A 20175-nucleotide genomic window follows, 5' to 3' on the forward strand; every position below is an offset into this window, starting at 1 on the left:
TCAGCTCCTGACGTAGACCGCCACGGTCCGGCCCGGCACGGTGAGGGTGCCGCTCCCCGAGTCGAACGCCGCCTGACGCACCACCGGATCCGCCGACCCGGCGAGCACGGGATGCAGCGCGACGGAGGCGCCCGCGAGCTCCGGCAGCGCCTGCGTGACGGCACCCGGCGTCGCGTTGAACACCACGATGACCGTGCGCCACCGCGGATCGACACCCCGCCCGTCGAGGGTCATCGTGATGACGCCCGGCGTGGCGGACGGCCCCGCGAGCGGGAACGCCAGCCGCTTCTGCACCTCGGCCGCGTTCGCCAGCGCGAAGACCGGCGACGACGAACGCACCCGCAGCAGCTCGCGGTGCCGCTCGGCGGCGGCCGTGATGTCGGCGCAGGACGGGACCAGCGCGGGATCCGCCAGCAGCGGCCGCCCGTACTGCCACTTGTCCTCGTTGTCGGGGGCCGGCGGCAGTCCACGGCCGAAGCCGTTCCCCTTGGTGCAGTCCCACTGGATCGCGTTGAACCAGTCGCCGGAGTCGTACGAGTTGCGGTCCAGCGACTTGGAACGCAGCCGTTCCGACCCGCCGGCGACGAAGCCCGTTCCCTGGCCGAGCACCGTGGTGGACAGGGCGAGCGTCTGCATGCGCCCGCGGTCGGCGGCGGACGTGCCGGCCGGCAGCTTGAACGCCGCCGCGTCGTACAGGATCTCGTTGTCGTGCGCGTCGACGTACGTGACCGCCTCGGCCGGATGCGCGGTGTACCCGGCCGGCGAGCCGTTGTAGTCGACCTGCGCACCGGTGACGCGTTGACCGTTCGCGCCGGTGAACGTGTACCCGGCGAGGTTGCCGGTCAGCCCCACCTGCACCACGTCGTGGTAGTGCGCGAGGCGGGCGCGCTGCGCGTCGGCGGAGCCGTTCACGCTGTCGCCGTTGGGGTCGGTGTAGAGGCCGGTGCCGAAGCCCTGCTGGCGCGGGTTGGCGTCGAACGGCCCGCCGCCGCGCACCGCGTCGCGCAGCCGGTCGCTGAACGTCGCCACGCCGGTGCCGGCCATGTTCGCCTGGGTGGCCTGCTCGAAGCGCACGTCGTCGGCCACCTCGCCGAAGTTCCAGCCCTCGCCGTAGAGCAGGATGCGCTTGCCGTCGACGCCGTCCCCGGCGAGAGTGAGCCGGTCGAGGGCGGCCCGCACGGCGAGGATGTTCGCCTTCGGGTGGTGTCCCATGAGGTCGAACCGGAAGCCGTCGACCTTGTACGTCTTGGCCCACAGCACCACGGAGTCCACGACGAGCTTGCCCATCATGAGGTTCTCGGGTGCGGTGTTGGCGCAGCAGGTGGAGTTGGCGACGGTGCCGTCGTCGAGGAGCCGCTGGTAGTAGCCGGGCACCACCTGGTCGAGCACCGAGTGCGGGTCGGCTCCGGCGGCGACGGTGTGGTTGTAGACCACGTCGACGACGACCCGGAGTCCGGCGCCGTTGAGCCCGGCGACCGCCCGGCGCAGTTCGACCGTCCTTTGTGGACCGTTCGGGTCGGTGGCGTAGGAGCCCTCGGGAACGTTGTAGTGCCACGGGTCGTAGCCCCAGTTGTACCCGTCGCGCGCGGCGGTCTCGGCGACGCAGGCCTGCTGCTGCGCGGAGTCCGGCGCCATGGCGTCCAGGTCGCACGGCGGGGTCTGCTGGTCGGCGCGCCGGTCGGGGATGGAGGCGATGTCGAAGACCGGCAACAGGTGCACGTAGTTGGTGCCCGCCTCGGCGAGCGACCTCAGGTGCGTCATGCCGGCCGACCCGCCGTCGGTGAACGCCAGATATCCGCCCCGGTGCGCGGCGGGCACGGTCTCGTCGGCGACGGAGAAGTCCCGCACGTGCAGTTCCTGGATCTGCGGCCGGGCCGGGACGGCCGGTTTGCGTAGCCCCGCCCACCCCTGCGGGGCGAACGCCGGGTCGGCCAGGTCGACGAGTTGGCTGTGCGTCGAGTCGGCCGACAGCGCCACGGAGTACGGGTCGGTGACGGAGACCGGCGCGATCGAACGGTTGGCCGGCTGCCACGCCGCCACGAGGAACCGGTAGTACTTACCGGTCCACCACGGCTCGCCGGTCACCTTCCACACGCCGGTGCGGTCGTCCCGCCGCATCGGCAACATGACCGGCTGCGACGTCGGCGTGTCGTACAGCTCCAGCGCCACGGTCCGCGCGGTCGGCGCCCACAGCGCGAGCGACGGCCGTCCACGCTGGAACGTCGGGCCCAGGGTCTCGTTCGCCGCCGCGGAGTACAGGTCGTCCAGCACGCCCGGGATCTGCACACCCGTCGCGGCGGTCAACGCCCCGTCGGCGTTCGACGCCCCGAACACCACCTGCCCCCGCACCGCGTCCGGCACCTTCCCGCGATCGGCGCGGTCGACCGTGAACGCGGTGTATGCCCACAGGTGCGGATACTTCTGCCGCTGCGCCTCGGTGAGCGCACCGGCGGCGTGCAGCCGGATGGACTCCCCGCCGGCGAGCCGACCGTCCACAGTGGAAATGGTGCCGAGCGGGTCGTAACGCAGTTCGAACGAATGCCCGTCGGTGGGACCACTACGCCAGGCCACGGTGTCCCGGTCGAGCCAGACGGCCCGGGATTTGGTGAGGTCGGTGTCGGGCGCGCCGGCGCCGGCGGGCATCGGGAGCAGGTACTCGGGCTGACCGGACAGGATCCACACCTCATTACCGACCTCGGCCAGGTCCAGGAGCTGGTCGGCCGGCAGGTCCTTGGTGTCACCGCGATGGACGATGTAGGCGAGCTTCGTGGCGCCCTCCGCCAGTGGTACCCGGAAAACGGCACCGTAGGCGTCGACCCGGGCGGGCGGCAGCGGGGCCGCCCAGTCGGTCGGGGTGGCCGCCCCCTCCCACACGTGCAGGCCCCAGCCAGCATAATCGCCGTCGGCGCGCCGGTAGTGCAGAACGGCGGTGTGCTCCGCCGCCGCCCGGGTGGCGTGCACCAGCGCCTCGCCGGAGCGGATCCACGCCTCGCCCTGCGCGCTCGGCAGCACGGACTGGTCCGGTCCCGGATCCTTCACGTCGCCGTTGTGCACGATGAAGTTCACCGGCTTCGACGGGTCGGCGACGGGGACGTTCCAGTAGGCGCCGTACTCATCGGTGCCGTCCGGCTGCCTCGGCGCGGTCCACTCCGTCGGCACACCGGGTGCCAGGCCGTCGCCCCACAGGTGCAGTCCCCATCCCGCGTAGTTCCCGTCCGGTCGTCCATAGTGGACGGTGACCGATCCGGTGGCCGCCGCCCGCGACGGATAGACGGTGACATCCCCGGGTTTCAGCCACACTTCCGCCTGTTTCGACGGGTCGATGAACCGGTCGGCGGCGACCTCCTTGTTGCCTGCCGCGTCGACCAGCAGGAAGCCCACGCTCGTCGCGCCCGGCTTCAGCTTCACCCACGCGAAGCGCCCGTAGGAGTCCTCCCCCGCGAACGGCTGTCCCTGCGGCCACGGCGTCGACCAGGCCGGGTCGATGTCGCCCCACGCGTAGAGCGACCAGTCGGTGCCGGTCGCCGGGTAGTGCACGACGGCATAGTCCCGATCGGCTCCCGGCGGTGGCGGCGAGCCCACGGTCGCCGTGGTCGTGCTCGTGGCGGTGCGCCCGAACGAGTCCCGCACGACGGCCTTGTAGGTGAGCGGCGTCCCGGCGGCCAGCCCGTCGAGGTCGTGGTACACCCGGTACGGCGCCCGGGTGGCGCTGCCCAGCGGCTTCCACGGCCCGTTGCCCACCTTGGCGGCGAAGGTGACGGTGTTGAGCCCCTCGGGAGAGACGGCGGCCTCAACGGTCGCCCGGGTGTGCACGGCCCCCGGCGACGCGAGCGAAACAGTGGGCGCGGCGGCCGGACGAGCGAACGGCTTGCGCGCCTTGAGCACCACCGACGACAGCGGCGGCACGTTCACCCGCACCCGCTTGTCCGCGCCCGACTGGAGCGCCGGCCCACGCCCCGGGTAGGCGGTGTCGAAGGTCATCCCGGCGGAGTACGTGGGCACGTCGACGGTCTGCGCCGTCGTGGCGTTGTTGACCGCCACCACGTACTCGACCTTCTCCGACGGCAGCGTCCGAGAGAACGCGAACACCCCCGGCCCGTTCGCCGCGTAGCGCGTCACCTGCACCCCGTCGGCGAGCGCCGGATGCGCCCTGCGCAGCGCGCCGAGCGCCGCGATGGAGACGTACAGCGGATGGCCGGTGTCGTAGTTGTCCACCGCGTGCGTGCGTTCGGTGCCGAGCAGGTCGTCGTCGAGGTACGAGGGCGTCCGGGAGGCGAACATGTCCTGCCGCGCGTCGCGGTCCCCGCCCGGCCCGGTGAAGCCCTGTTCGTCGCCGGAGTAGATCACCGGCTGCCCACGCGTGAGGAACATGACCTCGTGCGCGAGCCGGTCCCGCTGCAGGTGTGTGGCCGGGTCGGTGCCCCCGCCGGCGACCATCATGCCGATGCGGCCCATGTCGTGGTTGCCGAGGAACGTCGGCAGCCGCCGCGCGTCGGTGCCGGCCGTGGTGTACAGGTCGTCGGCGGAGTACAGCTGCGCCAGGCGCTGGGCCGAGCCGCCGCGCGCCGTGTAGTCCGCGGCCGCGTCCTGGAACGGGAAGTCGAGCGTCGCCGGCAGGCCGCCCCTGCGCACGTACGTGCTGGTCAGTTCGGGGTCGGCGCTGTACACCTCGCCGAACATGAAGAAGTCCTGCCCGGCCCGGTCGGTGACCCCCTTGGCGAAGCGCGGCCAGAACTCCAGGTTGACGTGCTTGACCGTGTCGATGCGGTACCCGTCGACGCCGGTGCGCACCGCCCAGTCCGCGTAGATCTTGGTCATGCCGGCGACGACCTCGGGGCGTTCGGTCCACAGGTCGTCGAGGCCGAAGAAGTCGCCGTACTCGCTGTTCTCGCCGGCGAAGGTGGAGTCGCCGCGGTTGTGGTACATGAGCGGGTCGTTGAGCCACGCGGGCCTCTTCACCACGGCGTCGGCCGGGGTCGGCAGCACCGGCGTGTACGGGAACGACGACGTGTTGACCTCGGGGAAGCCGCGGCCGCCGGCGGCGTAGGCGCGGTCGTCGAACGGCCGGCCCTGCGCGTCGCGGTACGGGTAGTCGGCCTTGCTCCGGTAGGTGTACTGGTTCTGCGCGTACTTGATCACGTCGGCGGTGTGGTTGGTGATCACGTCGAGGTAGACCTTGATCCCCCGCCGGTGCGCCTCCCGGACCAGCCGCTTCAGGTCCTCCTCGGTCCCGAAGTGCGGGTCCAGCGCGGTGAAGTCGGTGATCCAGTAGCCGTGGTAGCCGGCCGAGACGTCCGCGCCCTCGCCCTGCACGGGCCTGTTCTTGAACGTCGGCGCCATCCAGATCGCGGTCGTCCCGAGCCCCTGGATGTAGTCCAGCTTCGCGAGCAGCCCCTTCAGGTCTCCCCCGTGGTAGAAGCCCTTGTCGGTCGGGTCGTACCCGTGGGCGAGCCGGTCGCCGGGGATGCCGCCGGTGTCGTTGGCCGGGTCCCCGTTGGCGAACCGGTCGGGCAGCACGAAGTAGAACTGTTCGGCCTTCGTCTCCTGCTCACGTTGGCCCCATCGGGCAAGCGACGCGGCACCGGGCTCCTCGGCCCAGCCGCCGCCGGTCGGGTCCACCGGCACGTCGGCGGTCGGCGGAAGGCTGCCCGGGACGGCGAGCAGCACGAGCATGAGCAGGACGAGGAGACGACGGAACATCGGCGGCCGCCTTTCCCGGAACCCCTTGGCGGAGGGGTGGAGATGGCGGCAACGTATCGATGAACTCCCCCACCCGCAAGGGAGGGTTCCGGTTTGCCTCAGCTAGGCGGGAATCCGGTCGACAGGGGAGCCATGGGCCTATTCACCGCACGCGGGACCGGCAGGGCAGAGCCCGGCTTCACCGGTCCGCTCGACGACCCCCGGTTCGTGCGTGCGGTGCTCGACTCGGTGCAGGCGAACATCTTCGTGACCGACGCCGACTTCACGATCATGCACGTCAACCCGCGTGCCGTCGCCACCCTGCAGAACCTCGCCGGCCCGCTCGCCCGGATCGGCCTGCGGCCGGAGACGCTCGTCGGCGAGGATCTCGCCAAGCTGCACCCGCACCCGAACGACCTGCGCCACCAGCTCACCGACCCGCACCGCAACATGGTCTCGACGCTGCTGGAGTTCGCCGGCGCCACGATCGGCACCCAGATCAGCCGCATCCTCGACGACGTCGGCAAGTGCGTCGGCTACACGGTCGCCTGGGCCGACATCACCGAACGCCGCGCCACCGACCAGCGCGCCCAGGACGACACGCAGGAGGTCAGCGCCGTTCTCGCCACGGTCGCCGGGGCCAGTGAGGAGCTGGCCGCGACCGCCAGCGAGATCGCGCGGCACGCCTCGGACGCCTCGCAGACCGTCGCCGAGGCGATCTCCACGGTCCGCGCCGCGAACGAGACGATGGTGCAGCTCGGCGAGGCCTCCGGCCGGATCAACGAGATCGTGAAGACGATCACGCAGGTCGCCGACCAGACCAACCTGCTGGCCCTGAACGCCACCATCGAGGCGGCCCGCGCCGGTGAGGCCGGCAAGGGGTTCGCGGTGGTGGCCGGCGAGGTCAAGGAGCTGTCGAAGCAGACGAAGTCCGCCACCGAGCGGATCAACGAGATGATCGGCCAGGTCCAGTCGCTGAGCAACGCCGCCGTGGAGGCGATCGCCGAGATCTCCCACATCGTGGTGAAGGTGGACGAGAAGCAGCGTTCGATCGCGGAGACCGTCGACCAGCAGACCAGCACCACCCGGGACATCAGCGCCAACCTGGCGGTGGCCGCCGACCGCGCCAAGGTGATGGCCAACTTCGTGGAGAGCAAGAACACGGGGGTTTGACGCACCCCCGGGGGTAGCGGGTAGGCAGGAGGGCATGTCCGACGCCCTCGTCCCGATCGGCCTCGGCCTGGCCACCCTGGTGGTCGGGTTCCTCGTGCTGTATCTGCTGCGCCTGATCCTGCGCCGCGCCGCCCGCCGCACCCAGGTGGCCGCCGCGCTGTCCAAGCACGGCCGCAAGCCGGCCCACCTGGCGGTGGTGGCGCTCGCCGCGCATCTCACGATCGTCGGCCTGCCGCGCGCCGACTGGCACCGCGCGGCCCAGCACGTGCTGCTGCTGGTCGACATCGCGCTGCTGGCCTGGGGCGCGGCGGCGGTGCTGGCGATCGTCATCGACCTGGCGCTGCCCCGGTTCCGCACGGACGTGCGCGACAACCGCAACGCCCGCCGCATCCACACGCAGGTGAGCGTGATGCAGCGGATGGGGGTCGCCGGGATCACGGTGCTCGCGGTCGGCGCGATGCTGTTGACGTTCCCGGCGTTCCGAGGGGCGGGTGCGAGCGTCCTGGCCTCCGCCGGGATCGCCGGCGTCATCGCCGGTTTCGCCGCGCAGAGCCTTCTCGGGAACGTCATCGCGGGCATGCAGCTGGTGTTCAGCGACGCGGTGCGGCTGGACGACGTCGTGGTGGTCGAGCAGCAGTGGGGCCGGGTCGAGGAGATCACCCTCACCTACGTGGTCGTACGCATCTGGGACGACCGGCGGCTCGTGCTGCCCACCTCGTACTTCCTGTCGACGCCGTTCGAGAACTGGACGCGCACCGAGGCGGCCGTCATCGGTGCCGTGGAACTGGACGTCGACTGGTGCGTGCCGATGGAGCCGATGCGCGCCCAGCTGGAGCGCACCGTCAAGGAGAACGAACGCTGGGACGGCCGGGTCTGCGCGCTGCAGGTGACCGACGCGACCGGTTCGCAGGTGCGGGTGCGCGCCCTGGTGAGCGCCGGAGACGCGCCGACGCTCTGGGACCTGCGCTGCGACGTGCGCGAGGACCTGGTCACCTGGCTGCGCACCACGCACCCCGACGCGCTGCCGCGGGTGCGCGCCGAAATCGACGGTTCAGTCCTTCCCCAGATCGCCCCTGGCCCGCAGCCGCATCGGCACGATCACCCACGTCACCAGGAACAGGACGCTGAGCACCGCGACGACGACCACGGCGGTGACCGTGCCGGAGACGACGGCGAGCACCAGGTAGACGGCGCCGAGGATGGCCAGGGCCAGGAAGAACAGCCCCCACTCCGCCATCTTGTCGGAGATCGTCACCAGGAGGGGCTTGCGGCCCTGACGAAAAAGGATGCGGTGCTGCGAGACCGGCGCGATCAGCAGTCCTGACGACACGGCGGTCGCGATCAGCGTGCCGATGTACTCCCAGCGCAGGTTCGTCCCGACCGACTCGCCGAACCGCTGCTGGAACGGGATGGTCAACAGGAACGCGAACAGGATCTGCACGCCGGTCTGTGCGACGCGCAACTCCTGGAGCAGTTCGCCGAGCTGGCGGTCGGCCCGCTCGGCCTCGGTCTCGTCGGGTCGTAGTTCTCGATGACGGTCGTTCGCTCCCACGGCCGCGATTTACCCCGAGAGCCTTCCGAATATTCGTTGGCACCGGGCGCGGGGTGGCGCTAGCGTTGCCGTACACGAGGAAGGAGGTGATCCAGTTTTGAGTATGAACCGGACACGTGAGGTGGGCTCCAGCTAGCCGCCGTCCGACCTCGCCTAGGCCGCGTCGGCGGCTCGGCGACTTCCAGGACTCACCGGATTCCCGGGGTGCCGGACATTGTCCAGCCGGCCCGTGCCAGTGCCGCAGAGGCACAGTGCTTCAAAGGCACAATGCCTCAGAGGTACAGCACGGAGACACCCCGGGTTTCTTTATGCCCGCGGCTCCCCCAGCGGTGCGACCACCCGGTTCCGGGTGTGCTCGAAGATCACCGAGGTGCGGAAGCTGACGACTTCCCGCCGCTTGGTGAAGCGGTCCATGAGAAACGCGTGCAGCGCCTCGACGTCCTGGACGGCCACGTGCACCAGCACGTCGTCGCCGCCCGCGAGGATGAACGCCGACAGCACCTCCGGCAGGCCGTACAGGTACGTCTTGAAGTCGTCGATCACGGCCCGGCTGAGCGGCCGGATCTGCACCGCCACCAGCGCCTGGACGTGCCGGTTCAGGGCCGGGAGGCTGATCTCGGCGTGGTAGCCGGTGATGGCGCCGCGGGCCTTGAGGGCGCGTACCCGTTCGAGGCAGGTCGAGGGTGCGATGCCGATCCGGGCGGCCAGTTCGCGGTTGGTCTGCCGGGCATCCGTCTGGAGTTCCCGCACGATCGCCGAATCAATGTCGTCCATGATCGCCATTCTGCCGCTGCCGCCGAATTATGTTCGGTGCACCTGCCGCTGGGCCGTCGAGGTGCCTAGCGTTTCCCGCATGGAACACGAACAGGTGCGGATCCACACCGGCCGCCGTTCCGGTCTGCCGGTGATCATCGCGGTGCACTCCACCACTCTGGGTCAGGCGATCGGCGGGTGCCGGCTCAAGGCGTTCCCCCACTGGAAGGACGCCCTCGACGACGCGCTGCGCCTCTCGGCCGCGATGACCGACAAGGCCGCGCTCGCCGGGCTCCCGCACGGCGGGGGCAAGACGGTGATCGCCTCCGACGGACCTCTTTCCGGGGAACGGCGACGCGCGGCGCTGCTCGACGTCGGCGACGCGGTCGAGGGCCTCGGCGGCGTCTACGGCACCGGCCCCGACAGCGGCACCTCCCCCGCCGACATGAACGTCATCGCCGAGCGCACCCGGCACGTCTTCTGCCGCCCCCCGGAGAACGGCGGCAGCGGCGACTCCTCCCCCGCCACGGCGGTCGGCGCGCTCGCGGCGATCCGCGCCGTGGCGGCGGACCTCGGGCGCGAACTCGACGGCCTGCGCTGCACCCTCCTCGGCGCCGGCGCGGTCGGCACACCCCTCGCGCGCCTGCTGACGGAGGCCGGCGCCACGCTGTCCATCACCGACGTGGACGACCGCAAGAAGGCGCTCGCCGACGAGCTCGGCGCCGGCTGGCTCACGCCCGAGGAGGCGCCCTGGGCGGAGACGGACGTGCTGGTGCCGGCCGCGTTGGGCGGGCTGCTCGGCCCCGACACGGTCGGCCGGCTGCGCTGCGCCGCCGTCGCCGGGCCGGCCAACAACCAGCTCACCGACGCCTCCGTGGCCGACCTGCTGCACGAACGCGGCATCCTGTTCGCGCCCGACGTGATCGTCAGCGCCGGCGGCATCCTGCACGGGTTCGGCGTCGAGATCCACCACGAGACCCCGGCACAGATCGACGCCCGGCTCGCCGGCATCGGCGACACGCTCGCCACCGTCCTGGCCCGGGCCCGCCACGCCGGGACGACCCCGCTGCGGGTCGCCGCCGATCTGGCCCGCGAACGGAGGCTTGCCCCGGTGCCGGCCGGGTAACCAGCGGTCTTATGACCGACGTTCAGGTGGCCAGCACCCCGAAGCACGCGAGCATCGCCGACACCGCGCGGGTGGCCGCGACGGTACTGGCGCCGGTGATCGCCCGCGGCGTCATCGTGCGGCGGCCCCGGCTGACCGGCCTGCTCGCCCGCACCGGTGCCGACCGGCGGGCGATGCGCACGCTGCGCCGGATCCGGGAGCGGTACGGCCCGGGTCCGGTGCGGCTGCGCATCCCGGCGCGCCCGCTGACGCTCGTGCTCGACGCCGACGAGGCCCGCCGCGTCCTGGAACAGGCACCGGCCCCGTTCTCGCCGGCCAACCGGGAGAAGATCGGCGCGCTCGCGCACTTCCAACCGGAGGGGGTGCTGATCTCCCGTGGGCGCGCCCGCGACGCGCGGCGGGCGTTCAACGAGCGGGCGTTGGACACGTCGGCGCCGGTGCACCACCTGGCGGGGCCGATCCTCGCGTCGGTGTCGGAACTGGGCGGCGCCCTGAGGGAGCGCGACCCGCTGGTGTGGCGCGGGTTCGCGCGCGAGTGGTGGCGCGCGGTGCGGACGATCACGCTCGGGCCGGCCGCCCGGGACGACACCTGGGTCACCGACTCGCTGCGCACGCTGCGCCGGGCCGGCAACTGGTCCTACTTCCATCCGACCCGCCGTGACCTGCGGGAACGGTTCCTGCAGCGGGTGCGGGACTACATCACGCTCGGCCACCCCGACAGCCTCGCCGGGACGGCCGCCCGGGCAGACGTCGCGACGGCACCCGAGCATCAGATCGCGCACTGGCTCTTCGCCTGGGACGCGGCCGGGATGGCGGTGTTCCGGACGCTCGCGCTGCTCGCCACCCACCCGGCGGCACTCGCCCGCGCCCGCGCCGATCAGCGGCCTCTACTCCCATATCTGCGGGCGTGTGTGCTCGAGTCGCTGCGGCTGTGGCCGACGACGCCGCTGATCCTGCGGGACACCACGGCCGACCTGTGGTGGGGCGACGAGATCGTGCCCGAACACACACCGGTGCTGATCCACGCGGCGTTCCTGCACCGGGACCCGACGGCGCTCGACTACGCCGACACGTTCGCGCCCGACGTGTGGCTCGACGGCAGAGCGGAACGCCACGGCGGGATCGTGCCGTTCAGCGGCGGCCCGGCGCGCTGCCCCGCGGAGAATCTGGTGCTGCTGACGACGAGTCACCTGCTCGCCGAACTGATCACCGGCGACCCGCGGCTGACCGGCGGCCGGCTCGACCCGGAACGCCCGATGCCCGCGCTGCTCAGCCCGTTCGGGCTGAGGTTCAGCCGGTAGGCGATTCCGTCACGCTGTGTGTCGCTCCAGGAACCCGCCGGGGAAGCAGGTCAGTCCGTAGCGTTCCAGGTCGGGCCGGGCGCGGAAGCCCTGTCCGGCCGGGCTGAGCAGGAAGTCGTCCACGGCCGGCAGGACTCCGGTGCCCAGGTGGTCCTTGTCCGGCCGCAGGTCCGGCACGTCCACGATGCCGTCCTCGACCACGAAGAACCCGCCCTCCGGCACGAAGCGCGCGAACCCGTCCAGCGCGGCGCGGGTGGTCTCGTACGTGTGCAGCGTGTCCTCGATGACGAGGCACCGGGCGTCGGGCCGGACCAGCGCCGCCACCCGCTCCGGAAGCCCGGGGTCGGTGACGCTGCCAGTGACGAACGAGACGCCGGGCGGTTCCCCGATCGCACGGTGCGCCTTGGTGTGGTCGAGGTCGACGGTGATCACCATCGGGGCGCTGATCCGGCCGTAGGACACCATGGTCGCCAGCCGGTCCCGGAACCACAGCGCGGAACCGCCGTGGTTGGTGCCCAGTTCGATGACGGTGTCGGTGGCCGAGACCCAGAGCAGGTGCTCGTACATCCGCAGGTCCTCGGGCAGCTTCTGGATCCGCACGCCCGCGTACACGTCCTTGACGTGCTGCGCCTCGCGCGCCAGCCAGTAGTCCCGCAGCGGTGCCTTGAGGTCCGCGTGGACCGGTGGTGGAAGCAGTTCCATCTGTCCGATCATGCGCCCCTTTCGCCGCCGACCCGTTGCGTCCGGGTAAATCCTTGTCTCAACCGTTTGGGACAAGGACCTCGTAAAGTTCGCGTGGTCCCGGACGATGAACCTGCTGACCGGCCGTACCCGCCGGGCCGACCGGCAGGAGGACAGCACGGTGGCAGGTAGCGCGCTCGGCCGTCTGATCCCGACGGTCACGCTGTCCGACGAGGCCTACGCCGCCCGCCACAAGGCGCTGCGGATCATCCTGTGGCTGCACCTACCGTTGATCATCGGTGTGGGGCTGTTCACCGGCGAGATCTCGTCCGGAGGCCACGCCTCGATCCTCTGGGCCGTCACCATCCTGGTGCTCGGCTGCGCGATCGCCGCCCAGGTCGTCACCTCGCGGCGCGGCGGCGCGGTGGCCGTGTCGGTCGGCTACATGTTCGCCGCCGACGCGTTCGTGCACGCCGGCGGCGGCCTCACCGACCTGCACTTCCACTTCTTCGTGGTGCTCGCGCTGATCGGCCTGTACCAGGACTGGGTGCCGTTCGCGCTCTCGGTCGGCATGGTCGCCGTGCACCACCTCGGGGTCGGCATCATCGCCCCGGAGACCGTCTTCTCCGAGGAGAAGGCGCGGGACAACCCGTTCGCGTGGGCGCTGATGCACGCGGCGTTCGTGCTGGCGATGTGTGCGGCGCAGATGGCGTACTGGCGCTTCTCGGCCGTCGCCCAGGGGCAGGCCGACATCGTGCGCGACCAGGTGACCCGCGACGCCGAGGAACACCTGCGCCGGGCCGCCGAGCAGGCGAAGGAGCGGGAGGCGGAGGCCGCCCGTTCGGCCGCCGAGGAGGTCGAACGCAACGCCGTGCTGGCCCGCGAACTGGAGGCCGTGCTGCGCCGGGTGGCCGGCACCGGCGACCGGCTCGGCACCGAGGCGGGTGAGGCGCTCGCGGCGTTCGAGTCGAACCTGGGCGAGGCGGCGAACACCGTCGCGGACGGGACCACGCAGCTGACGACGGCCATGGCGACCGCGAACGGCGCCGTGGACGCGATCGGCGCCCTCGGCACCGCGATCGCCGACATCTCCACGATCGCCGGCCTGATCCAGGCGGTCGCCGACCAGACCAACCTGCTCGCGTTGAACGCCACCATCGAGGCCGCCCGCGCCGGCGACGTCGGCAAGGGCTTCGCGGTGGTCGCCGGCGAGGTCAAGGAACTGGCGCAGCAGACCGCCGCCGCCACCGCCCGGATCGAGGCCACCGTCGACGACGTGAAGGCGCAGGCGGCGAATGTCACCACCGCCGTGCGGGAGGTCGCCGAGCGGCTCGGCACGGCGACCTCGATCCAGGAGCAGATGCGTCAGGCCATCACCGAACAGAGCGAGAGCACCGCGCGCACGCGCGACCTGGTGCTCTCGGCCGCCCAGGAGGTGGCCGCCGCGGGCCGGTCCCGCGGGCAGGTCTAGATCCGGACGACCATCTTGCCGGTGTTCTCCCCGCGCAGGAGCCCGAGGAACGCCTCCGGCGCGTTGTCCAGCCCGTCGACCACGGTCTCGTCGTAGCGAACGGTGCCGTCGCGCAGCCAGCCGGCCATCCGCGGCACGAACTCCTTCATGAGCCGGGCGTGGTCCTGCACCAGGAACCCGCGCATCGTGATCCGCTTGCCGATGAGCAGGCTCAGGTTGCGCGGCGCGGGCACGGGTTCGGTGGCGTTGTAGACGCTGATCATCCCGCACACGGCGATCCGGCCGTGCAGGCGCATCCGGCCGATGGCCGCCTCCAGGTGGTCGCCGCCGACGTTGTCGAAGTACACGTCGATGCCCTCGGGTGCGGCCGCTTTGAGCAGGTCCCGCACGGGGCCGTCGTGATAGTCGAACGCGGCGTCGAAGCCCAGTTCCAGCAAACGGGAGACCTTGGCGGCGGACCCGGCGCTGCCCACGACCCGGGACGCCCCGAGCGCCCGGGCGATCTGTCCCACGACGCTGCCGACGGCGCCGGCGGCCCCCGAGACGAAGACGGCGTCGCCCTCCTTGAAGCCCGCGACCTCGGTGAGCCCGGCGTAGGCGGTGAGGCCCGGCATGCCGAGGACGCCCAGGTAGGCGGTCAGGGTCGGCGGCGCGGTCGGGTCGACCTTGCGGAAGTGCTTGGCGGGGGCGACGGCGTGGTCGCGCCAGCCGTAGTTGTGCGTGACGGTGTCGCCGACCGCGAGGTCCGCGGAGTTCGAGGCGACGACCTCGCCGATCGCGCCGCCCTCCATCGGCCTGTCGAGTTGGAACGGCGCCACGTACGACTTCACGTCGTTCATCCGGCCCCGCATGTACGGGTCGACCGACATGAACAGGTTGCGCACCAGCACCTCGCCCTCGGCCGGCTCCGGCAGCTCGACCTGAACGTGCGCGAAGTTGTCGGCGGTCGGCCAGCCCTGCGGGCGGGACGCGAGATGGATCTCCCGGGCCTTGCCGCTCATGACGCCGCCTCGCTGCGCTCACCGGCGCCATGAGACGCGTGGCGCGCAGTGCCCATGATTCGCTCCCGCAAGCGTCCGCTCATGACGACTCCACCAGGTTCAGCTCCACGTCGATGTTGCCGCGGGTGGCGTTGGAGTAGGGGCAGCGCTCGTGCGCCTTGGCGATCAACTGCTCGGCCTGATCCTTGGGCAGGCTCGGCAGCGCGATGTCCAGCGTGACCGTGAGCCCGAACGCACCGCCGCCGATGGTCCCGAAGCCCACCCGCGCCGTGACGCTGGAGTCGCGCGTCTCGATCTTGAGCCGCCGGGCGACGGTGTGGATGGCGGAGTGGAAACAGACCGCGTAGCCGGCGGCGAAGAGCTGCTCGGGGTTGGTCGCCCCGCCCTCGCCGCCCAGTTCGACGGGGTGCCGCACGTCGGCGACGAGCAGCCCGTCGGAGGTCTCGACGTGGCCGTTGCGTCCGTCGCCCGTGGCGGTGGCGACGGCGGTGTACAGCACCTTCACGGTGATGCTCCTTCAACTAGTTACCGGCGGGTAAGCCTAGCTTTCTCCCCAACGCCCTACGGCACAACAAAAAGTGACCAAGACAGAAACCTCGACGCCCGCATAGGTAACTGCTAACTTCAGCCCACGGTCCGTAACACGATGGATACGCAGGTGATCAACTGTGCTCATCGTTCGTGATGTGGACGTCTCCTACCAGGGAGCCGTCGCGGCCCTGCGCGGCGTCAGCCTCTCCGTTCCGGCCGGCGGCATCGTGGCGCTCGTCGGCAACAACGGCGCCGGCAAGAGCTCGCTCCTGCGCGCCGTGAGCCGCAACCTGCGCCGGCACCGCGGCGAGATCACCGGCGGCGCGGTGACGTTCGACGGCGAGCCGCTGCGCGATCCCGGCGACTGCGTGCGGCGCGGGCTCATCCAGGTGCCCGAGGGCCGGCGGATCTTCGGCCGGCTCACCGTCGAGGAAAACCTCCGCCTCGCCGCGCACGGCGCCGGCAAGAAACTGGTCCCGGACCGGGTCTACGACCTCTTCCCCGTGCTGGCCGAACGCCGCCGCCAGCCCGGCCTGCTGCTGTCCGGTGGCGAGCAGCAGATGCTGGCGCTCGGCCGCGCCCTGGTGGCCGGCCCCCGCCTGCTGATGCTGGACGAACCGTCGCTCGGCCTCGCCCCGCAGGTGGTGGCCCGCATCGTGACGGTCCTCCGGGAGATCAACGCCGACGGCGTGGCCCTGCTCCTCGTCGAGCAGAACGCCGCCCTCGCCCTGTCCCTGGCGCAGCACGCGTACGTGCTGGAACTGGGCCGGGTGTCGCTGGAAGGGCCGGCGGAGAAGCTGCGCGACGACCCCGACGTGCGGCGCCTCTACCTCGGTGCCACGGCGGTCGCCACATGATCACCATCGACGAGGTGACGGTGCGGTTCGGCCAGGTGACCGCGCTCGACGCGGTGTCCCTCACCGTCGCGCCGCACACCGTGCACGCCGTCATCGGCCCGAACGGCGCCGGCAAGTCCACCCTGCTCAACGTCCTGAGCGGCCTGTACCGCCCGGCACACGGCACGGTCCGGATCGACGGCACCGACCTCGCCGGCGTGAAGCCCTACGAGATCGCCCGGCTCGGCGTGGCCCGCTCGTTCCAGAACGTCGCCCTCTCCGGCGGCCAGACGGCCATGGACAGCATGCTGCTCGGCCGCCACCGCCTGATGCGGGCCGGCCCGTGGCGCACGGCGTTCGGCACCCCGGGAGCCCGCCGCGAGGAACGCGCACATCGCGCCGCCGTCGCCGAGATCGCCACCCGCTTCGGCCTCGACCACCTGCTCGAACGCCCCGTCGCCCAGCTCGCCTACGGCGACCGCAAGCGGATCGACCTGGCCCGCGCCATGTGCGCCGAGCCGAAGGTGCTGCTGCTCGACGAGCCGGTCGCCGGCCTCAACGCCGGGGAGACGGCCGCGGTCTCGGCGCTGATCCGGCGCATGCGCGACGAGCACGACGTGACGGTCGTGCTGGTCGAGCACGACATGCCGATGGTGATGGGGCTCGCCGACGAGGTGACCGTGCTCGACTTCGGCCGCCGCATCGCGGGCGGGACGCCGGCCGAGATCCAGGATCACCCCGACGTGATCAGGGCCTACCTGGGAGTGGCCTCATGAGCCCGCATCGGGGCGCCGCGGCGCCGTCTGGACTGAGGAGTGCAGGGAGCGCAGCGACCGGAGCGACGAGGGAAGACGGCGCCGGGAGCGGCGCCCCGATGTCGGGCGGGAAGCAATGATTACTTTTCTTTCGTTGCTGCTGACCGGGTTGTCGACGGGGGCGATCTACGCGCTCGTGGCGCTCGGGATCGTGCTGCTGTTCAAGGCGGCCGAGGTGGTCAACTTCGCGCACGGGTCGCTCCTGCTGCTCGGCGCCTACGTCACCGCCCGCACCTGGGAGGCCGTGGGCTTCCCGACCGCCGTCGCGCTCGGCGTTCTCGTGGGCGCCCTGGCCGCCGTCATCGTCGAGCGGCTCCTGGCGAACCCCATGCGCGACGCCGCACCCGTGGCCCTCGCCATCATGACGATCGGCGTCGACATCGTGATCGCCACCGAGCTGAACCGGCGCATGGGGCCGGACATCGTGGTCGTCGGCCACCCCTGGGGCGGGACGGCGGCGCGCCTCGGTGACGTGGCCGTCCCGGCGAACCGGCTGATCGCCCTGCTCGTGGCCGGCGCGCTGATCGTCGCGTTCCTGGTGGCGTTCAAGCTCACCGACTGGGGCGTGGCGATGCGGGCCGCCGCCGAGGACCGGGAGACCGCCGCGCTGCTCGGCGTGCGGCTCAGCCGGGTCACCACGCTCAGCTGGATCCTCGCCGGTGCGCTGGCCGTCGTCGCCGGGATCTTCCTCGCCGGTTCGCCGACGCCGGGGCTCTCCCCCGCCGTGGGCGTGATCGCGCTGCGCGCACTCCCGGCGGCCATCCTCGGCGGCCTCGACTCCACCACCGGCGCGCTCGTCGGCGGGCTGGTCGTCGGCGTCGCCGAGTCCCTCGCGGCCGGTTATCAGGACCAGCTCTCGTTCCTGGGCCGGGGCTTCGGCGACGTGGTGCCGTACGTGGTGATGATCGCCGTGCTGCTGGTGCGCCCGGCCGGGCTGTTCGGCACGCGGGAGGTGGGGCGTGTATAGGCGGATCCTGCTCGGCCTCGGCGTGGTGCTCCTGCTGGTCCTGCCCTACTACGTCGGGCAGTTCTGGCTGCGGCTGGGCTTCTCGGTCGCGGCCGCCGGCATCGGTGCCATCGGCCTGACGATCCTCACCGGGACGGCCGGCCAGCTCTCGCTGGCGCACGCGTTCTTCCTGGGCGTCGGCGCCGTCACGTACTGCGCGCTCGCCGGCACCGACGCCGATCTCGTCTCCCTCGGGTGGCCCCCGCTGGTCGCCGCCCTCGCGGGCGTCCTGCTCGCCGGGCTCGCCGGGCTGGCGTTCTCCCCGGTCGCCGCGCGGCTGCGGCACATCTACCTCGGCATCGCCAGCATCGGCCTCGTCGTCATCGGCCAGCACGTGCTCAACACCGCCGCGCCGCTCACCGGCGGCTTCAACGGCCGGCTCACCCCAGGGATCGTCAGCGATGCCAAGGTGTCGATCGGCGGGGTGCCGTTCGGCGCGTACGAGAAGCAGTGGTACGTCGGCTTCGCCTTCCTGGCGCTGGCCGCACTTCTTGCCCGGAACCTCGTGCGCGGGCGCGTCGGGCGGGCGTTCGTGCTGCTGCGCGACAGCGAACCGGCCGCGTCGTCGGTGGGCATCGCCGTGCAGCGGTACAAGGCGTTGGCGTTCGTTGTGTCGTCCATGTACGCCGGCCTCGCCGGGGTGCTCTACGCGGTCGCGATCGGGAGCGTGGCGCCGTCCTCGTTCGCGCTCGACGTCTCCGTGCTCTACCTGGTGATGGTGGTGATCGGCGGGCTCGGTTCGGTCGCCGGCGCCGTGGCCGGTGCGGCCGCCGTCACCGCCCTGCCGGTGCTGCTCCAGGAGTACGCCGGGTATCTGCCGTTCCTCGCCGAGCCGGGCAGCGGCGGGGTGACGGCGAGCCACGCCGCCCGGTTCGTCTTCGGGGTGGCCGTGATCGCGGTGGTGCTCACGCGCTCCGGTGCCCTGCACAGGTTCCGCCCCTCCGCCCTTGGGAGCAGATCATGAAACGCATCGCGCTATTGGCGGCGCTGTTGGCGTTGGCCGCGTGCAGCGGCAAGGCCGCCGACGGCGACGCCGCCTCCGTGCAGGACGTGAAGGTCGACGTCGGCGTCTCCGGCAACCGCATCAGTCTCGGCGTCCTGACCGACCTCACCGGCCAGTTCGCGCCGCTGGCCACCGAACTCACCAACGCCGAAAAGCTCTACTGGGAGGAACGCAACGCGGCCGGTGGCATCTGCGGCACGTTCCAGGTGGATCTGGACGTTCGCGATCACGGCTACAACACCCAGACCGCCGTGACGCTCTACGCGTCGATGAAGGAGAAGAATCTGGCGTTCCACCAGATCCTGGGCAGTCCGATGAACGCGGCCCTGTCGCCCGAGATCCAGAAGGACCGGGTCGTCTCCCTGCCCGGGACCTGGGCGCCGGTCCTGCTGAAGAACCCCTTCATGGCGATCGTCGGGACGACGACGGACCTGGAGGTGGTCAACCTCCTCGACTACCTCATCGAGCAGAAGAAGCTCGCGCCCGGCGACAAGGTCGGTCACATCTACTTCGAGGGCGAACTGGGCGAGAGCGCGCTCATCGGCTCCAAGAAGGTCGCCGGCAAGCAGAACCTGACGCTCGTCGAGGCGAAGATCAAGCCGACCGACGTGGACATGACCGCGCAGGTCACCACGATGAAGGCGCAGAACGTCAAGGCCATCATGGTCTCCACGAGCAGCAACGCGCTGGCGTCCGCGGCAGCCGTCGCCGCCGCGCAGGGGATGCGGGTTCCCATTCTGGGGAACACCCAGACGTTCGCGCCCGGCGTGCTCAAGACACCAGGCGGGGCGTACCTCAAGGAACACTTCCTGGGGGCGCAGCCCGTGGCGCCGTTCGACGTGCCGCAGTCGAAGGCCGTGCTGGACAAGTACCTGAAGAAGTACCCCGGCACCAACCCGACCCTGCAGGTGACGCTCGGCTTCGCCCGCGGCGAGGTGATGCGCCAACTGCTCGAGAGCGCCTGTGCCGCAAAGGACCTGACCCGCGACGGGGTCGCGAAGGCGCGGCAGGGTCTCAAGAAGGCCGACCTCGGCGGGTTGGCCCCGACGATGGACTACTCGCGCGACGGCGCACCGCCCACAGTGGACAGTTACCTGATGAGGGCGGCCGACGTGCCGGGTGGGCTGGCGCTGGAGAAGGGCCCGTACCGCGGGCCGGACACCGCCTGATGCTCCTGGGCCGGCCCGGCCCGTTCCCCACAGGTCGGGCCGGCAGGAGGAGGAACGTCTTCCATATATTGAAGACTC

14 protein-coding genes and 2 pseudogenes are annotated in these 20175 nt (G+C 71.5%); 10 read left to right on the top strand and 6 right to left on the bottom strand.

Annotated elements, in window-relative coordinates; all coding sequences use genetic code 11:
- The gene (pulA, locus tag Val02_RS40230) at window positions 1-5700 is read right to left on the bottom strand and encodes a pullulanase-type alpha-1,6-glucosidase (protein WP_239153704.1); all 5700 of its coding nucleotides are present in this window, start codon (window positions 5698-5700) and stop codon (window positions 1-3) included.
- A gap of 132 nt (window positions 5701-5832) precedes the next feature.
- Here pulA and Val02_RS40235 point away from each other — a divergent pair, with 132 nt between their 5' ends.
- Window positions 5833-6852 carry a methyl-accepting chemotaxis protein gene (locus Val02_RS40235; protein ID WP_203904599.1) on the top strand — a complete coding sequence of 340 codons (1020 nt, stop codon included), beginning with the start codon at window positions 5833-5835 and terminating at the stop codon, window positions 6850-6852.
- Window positions 6853-6886: 34 nt separating this feature from the next.
- Window positions 6887-8071 (top strand): annotated as a pseudogene (locus tag Val02_RS48590) (mechanosensitive ion channel family protein); the annotation flags it as partial.
- On the opposite strand, the pseudogene Val02_RS47900 reads toward Val02_RS48590, so the two are convergent.
- Window positions 8003-8404 (bottom strand): annotated as a pseudogene (locus Val02_RS47900) (DUF6328 family protein); the annotation flags it as partial. The pseudogenes Val02_RS48590 and Val02_RS47900 sit on opposite strands and share 69 nt — an antisense overlap.
- Before the next feature lie 306 nt (window positions 8405-8710).
- The gene (locus Val02_RS40245) at window positions 8711-9178 is read right to left on the bottom strand and encodes an Lrp/AsnC family transcriptional regulator (RefSeq protein ID WP_203904600.1); all 468 of its coding nucleotides are present in this window, start codon (window positions 9176-9178) and stop codon (window positions 8711-8713) included.
- A 79-nt stretch (window positions 9179-9257) separates the two neighbouring features.
- Here Val02_RS40245 and Val02_RS40250 point away from each other — a divergent pair, with 79 nt between their 5' ends.
- The gene (locus Val02_RS40250; RefSeq protein ID WP_203904601.1) at window positions 9258-10283 is read left to right on the top strand and encodes a Glu/Leu/Phe/Val dehydrogenase dimerization domain-containing protein; all 1026 of its coding nucleotides are present in this window, start codon (window positions 9258-9260) and stop codon (window positions 10281-10283) included.
- A gap of 11 nt (window positions 10284-10294) precedes the next feature.
- Window positions 10295-11584, top strand: a complete 1290-nt coding sequence (locus tag Val02_RS40255; protein WP_203904602.1) for a cytochrome P450 — start codon at window positions 10295-10297, stop codon at window positions 11582-11584.
- Window positions 11585-11593: 9 nt separating this feature from the next.
- On the opposite strand, the gene Val02_RS40260 is transcribed toward Val02_RS40255, so the two are convergent.
- Window positions 11594-12286 carry a CmcI family methyltransferase gene (locus tag Val02_RS40260; RefSeq protein ID WP_203904603.1) on the bottom strand — a complete coding sequence of 231 codons (693 nt, stop codon included), beginning with the start codon at window positions 12284-12286 and terminating at the stop codon, window positions 11594-11596.
- A 106-nt stretch (window positions 12287-12392) separates the two neighbouring features.
- Here Val02_RS40260 and Val02_RS40265 point away from each other — a divergent pair, with 106 nt between their 5' ends.
- On the top strand, window positions 12393-13736 hold the full coding sequence (locus Val02_RS40265) for a methyl-accepting chemotaxis protein (protein WP_203904604.1): 1344 nt from the start codon (window positions 12393-12395) through the stop codon (window positions 13734-13736).
- Here Val02_RS40265 and Val02_RS40270 read toward each other — a convergent pair.
- Together Val02_RS40270 and Val02_RS40275 are read right to left on the bottom strand one after the other, a co-directional pair.
- Window positions 13733-14737 (bottom strand): NADP-dependent oxidoreductase, encoded by a 1005-nt coding sequence (locus Val02_RS40270; RefSeq protein WP_203904605.1) that lies wholly within the window; start codon window positions 14735-14737, stop codon window positions 13733-13735. The genes Val02_RS40265 and Val02_RS40270 overlap by 4 nt on opposite strands.
- 79 nt (window positions 14738-14816) lie before the next feature.
- Window positions 14817-15242, bottom strand: coding sequence for an organic hydroperoxide resistance protein (locus Val02_RS40275; RefSeq protein WP_203904606.1), 426 nt, complete (start codon window positions 15240-15242; stop codon window positions 14817-14819).
- A 163-nt stretch (window positions 15243-15405) separates the two neighbouring features.
- Between Val02_RS40275 and Val02_RS40280 the strand changes: the two genes are divergently transcribed.
- The 5 genes from Val02_RS40280 to Val02_RS40300 all read left to right on the top strand — a co-directional run bounded on the left by Val02_RS40280 (window position 15406) and on the right by Val02_RS40300 (window position 20097).
- Window positions 15406-16125, top strand: coding sequence for an ABC transporter ATP-binding protein (locus Val02_RS40280; protein ID WP_203904607.1), 720 nt, complete (start codon window positions 15406-15408; stop codon window positions 16123-16125).
- Complete coding sequence (locus tag Val02_RS40285; RefSeq protein WP_203904658.1) at window positions 16122-16880, top strand: ABC transporter ATP-binding protein; 759 nt, start codon at window positions 16122-16124, stop codon at window positions 16878-16880. Before Val02_RS40280 ends, Val02_RS40285 begins: the two co-directional genes overlap by 4 nt.
- Window positions 16881-16995: 115 nt before the next feature.
- Window positions 16996-17886, top strand: coding sequence for a branched-chain amino acid ABC transporter permease (locus Val02_RS40290; RefSeq protein WP_203904608.1), 891 nt, complete (start codon window positions 16996-16998; stop codon window positions 17884-17886).
- Window positions 17879-18889: a branched-chain amino acid ABC transporter permease gene (locus tag Val02_RS40295; protein ID WP_203904609.1), complete on the top strand. Its 1011-nt coding sequence runs from the start codon at window positions 17879-17881 to the stop codon at window positions 18887-18889. The genes Val02_RS40290 and Val02_RS40295 overlap by 8 nt, the downstream gene beginning before the upstream one ends.
- The gene (locus Val02_RS40300) at window positions 18886-20097 is read left to right on the top strand and encodes an ABC transporter substrate-binding protein (RefSeq protein ID WP_203904610.1); all 1212 of its coding nucleotides are present in this window, start codon (window positions 18886-18888) and stop codon (window positions 20095-20097) included. Before Val02_RS40295 ends, Val02_RS40300 begins: the two co-directional genes overlap by 4 nt.
- Window positions 20098-20175 lie beyond the last annotated feature (78 nt).

This window comes from Virgisporangium aliadipatigenens (assembly GCF_016863615.1).
In the GTDB taxonomy this organism is placed as follows: domain Bacteria; phylum Actinomycetota; class Actinomycetes; order Mycobacteriales; family Micromonosporaceae; genus Virgisporangium; species Virgisporangium aliadipatigenens.

Bases quoted from the DNA above. Each gene is read 5' to 3' on its own strand.
- pulA (WP_239153704.1), bottom strand. From the start codon at position 5,700: ATGTTCCGTCGTCTCCTCGTCCTGCTCATGCTCGTGCTGCTCGCCGTC.
- Val02_RS40235 (WP_203904599.1), top strand. From the start codon at position 5,833: ATGGGCCTATTCACCGCACGCGGGACCGGCAGGGCAGAGCCCGGCTTC.
- Val02_RS40245 (WP_203904600.1), bottom strand. From the start codon at position 9,178: ATGGACGACATTGATTCGGCGATCGTGCGGGAACTCCAGACGGATGCC.
- Val02_RS40250 (WP_203904601.1), top strand. From the start codon at position 9,258: ATGGAACACGAACAGGTGCGGATCCACACCGGCCGCCGTTCCGGTCTG.
- Val02_RS40255 (WP_203904602.1), top strand. From the start codon at position 10,295: ATGACCGACGTTCAGGTGGCCAGCACCCCGAAGCACGCGAGCATCGCC.
- Val02_RS40260 (WP_203904603.1), bottom strand. From the start codon at position 12,286: ATGGAACTGCTTCCACCACCGGTCCACGCGGACCTCAAGGCACCGCTG.
- Val02_RS40265 (WP_203904604.1), top strand. From the start codon at position 12,393: ATGAACCTGCTGACCGGCCGTACCCGCCGGGCCGACCGGCAGGAGGAC.
- Val02_RS40270 (WP_203904605.1), bottom strand. From the start codon at position 14,737: ATGAGCGGCAAGGCCCGGGAGATCCATCTCGCGTCCCGCCCGCAGGGC.
- Val02_RS40285 (WP_203904658.1), top strand. From the start codon at position 16,122: ATGATCACCATCGACGAGGTGACGGTGCGGTTCGGCCAGGTGACCGCG.
- Val02_RS40290 (WP_203904608.1), top strand. From the start codon at position 16,996: ATGATTACTTTTCTTTCGTTGCTGCTGACCGGGTTGTCGACGGGGGCG.
- Val02_RS40300 (WP_203904610.1), top strand. From the start codon at position 18,886: ATGAAACGCATCGCGCTATTGGCGGCGCTGTTGGCGTTGGCCGCGTGC.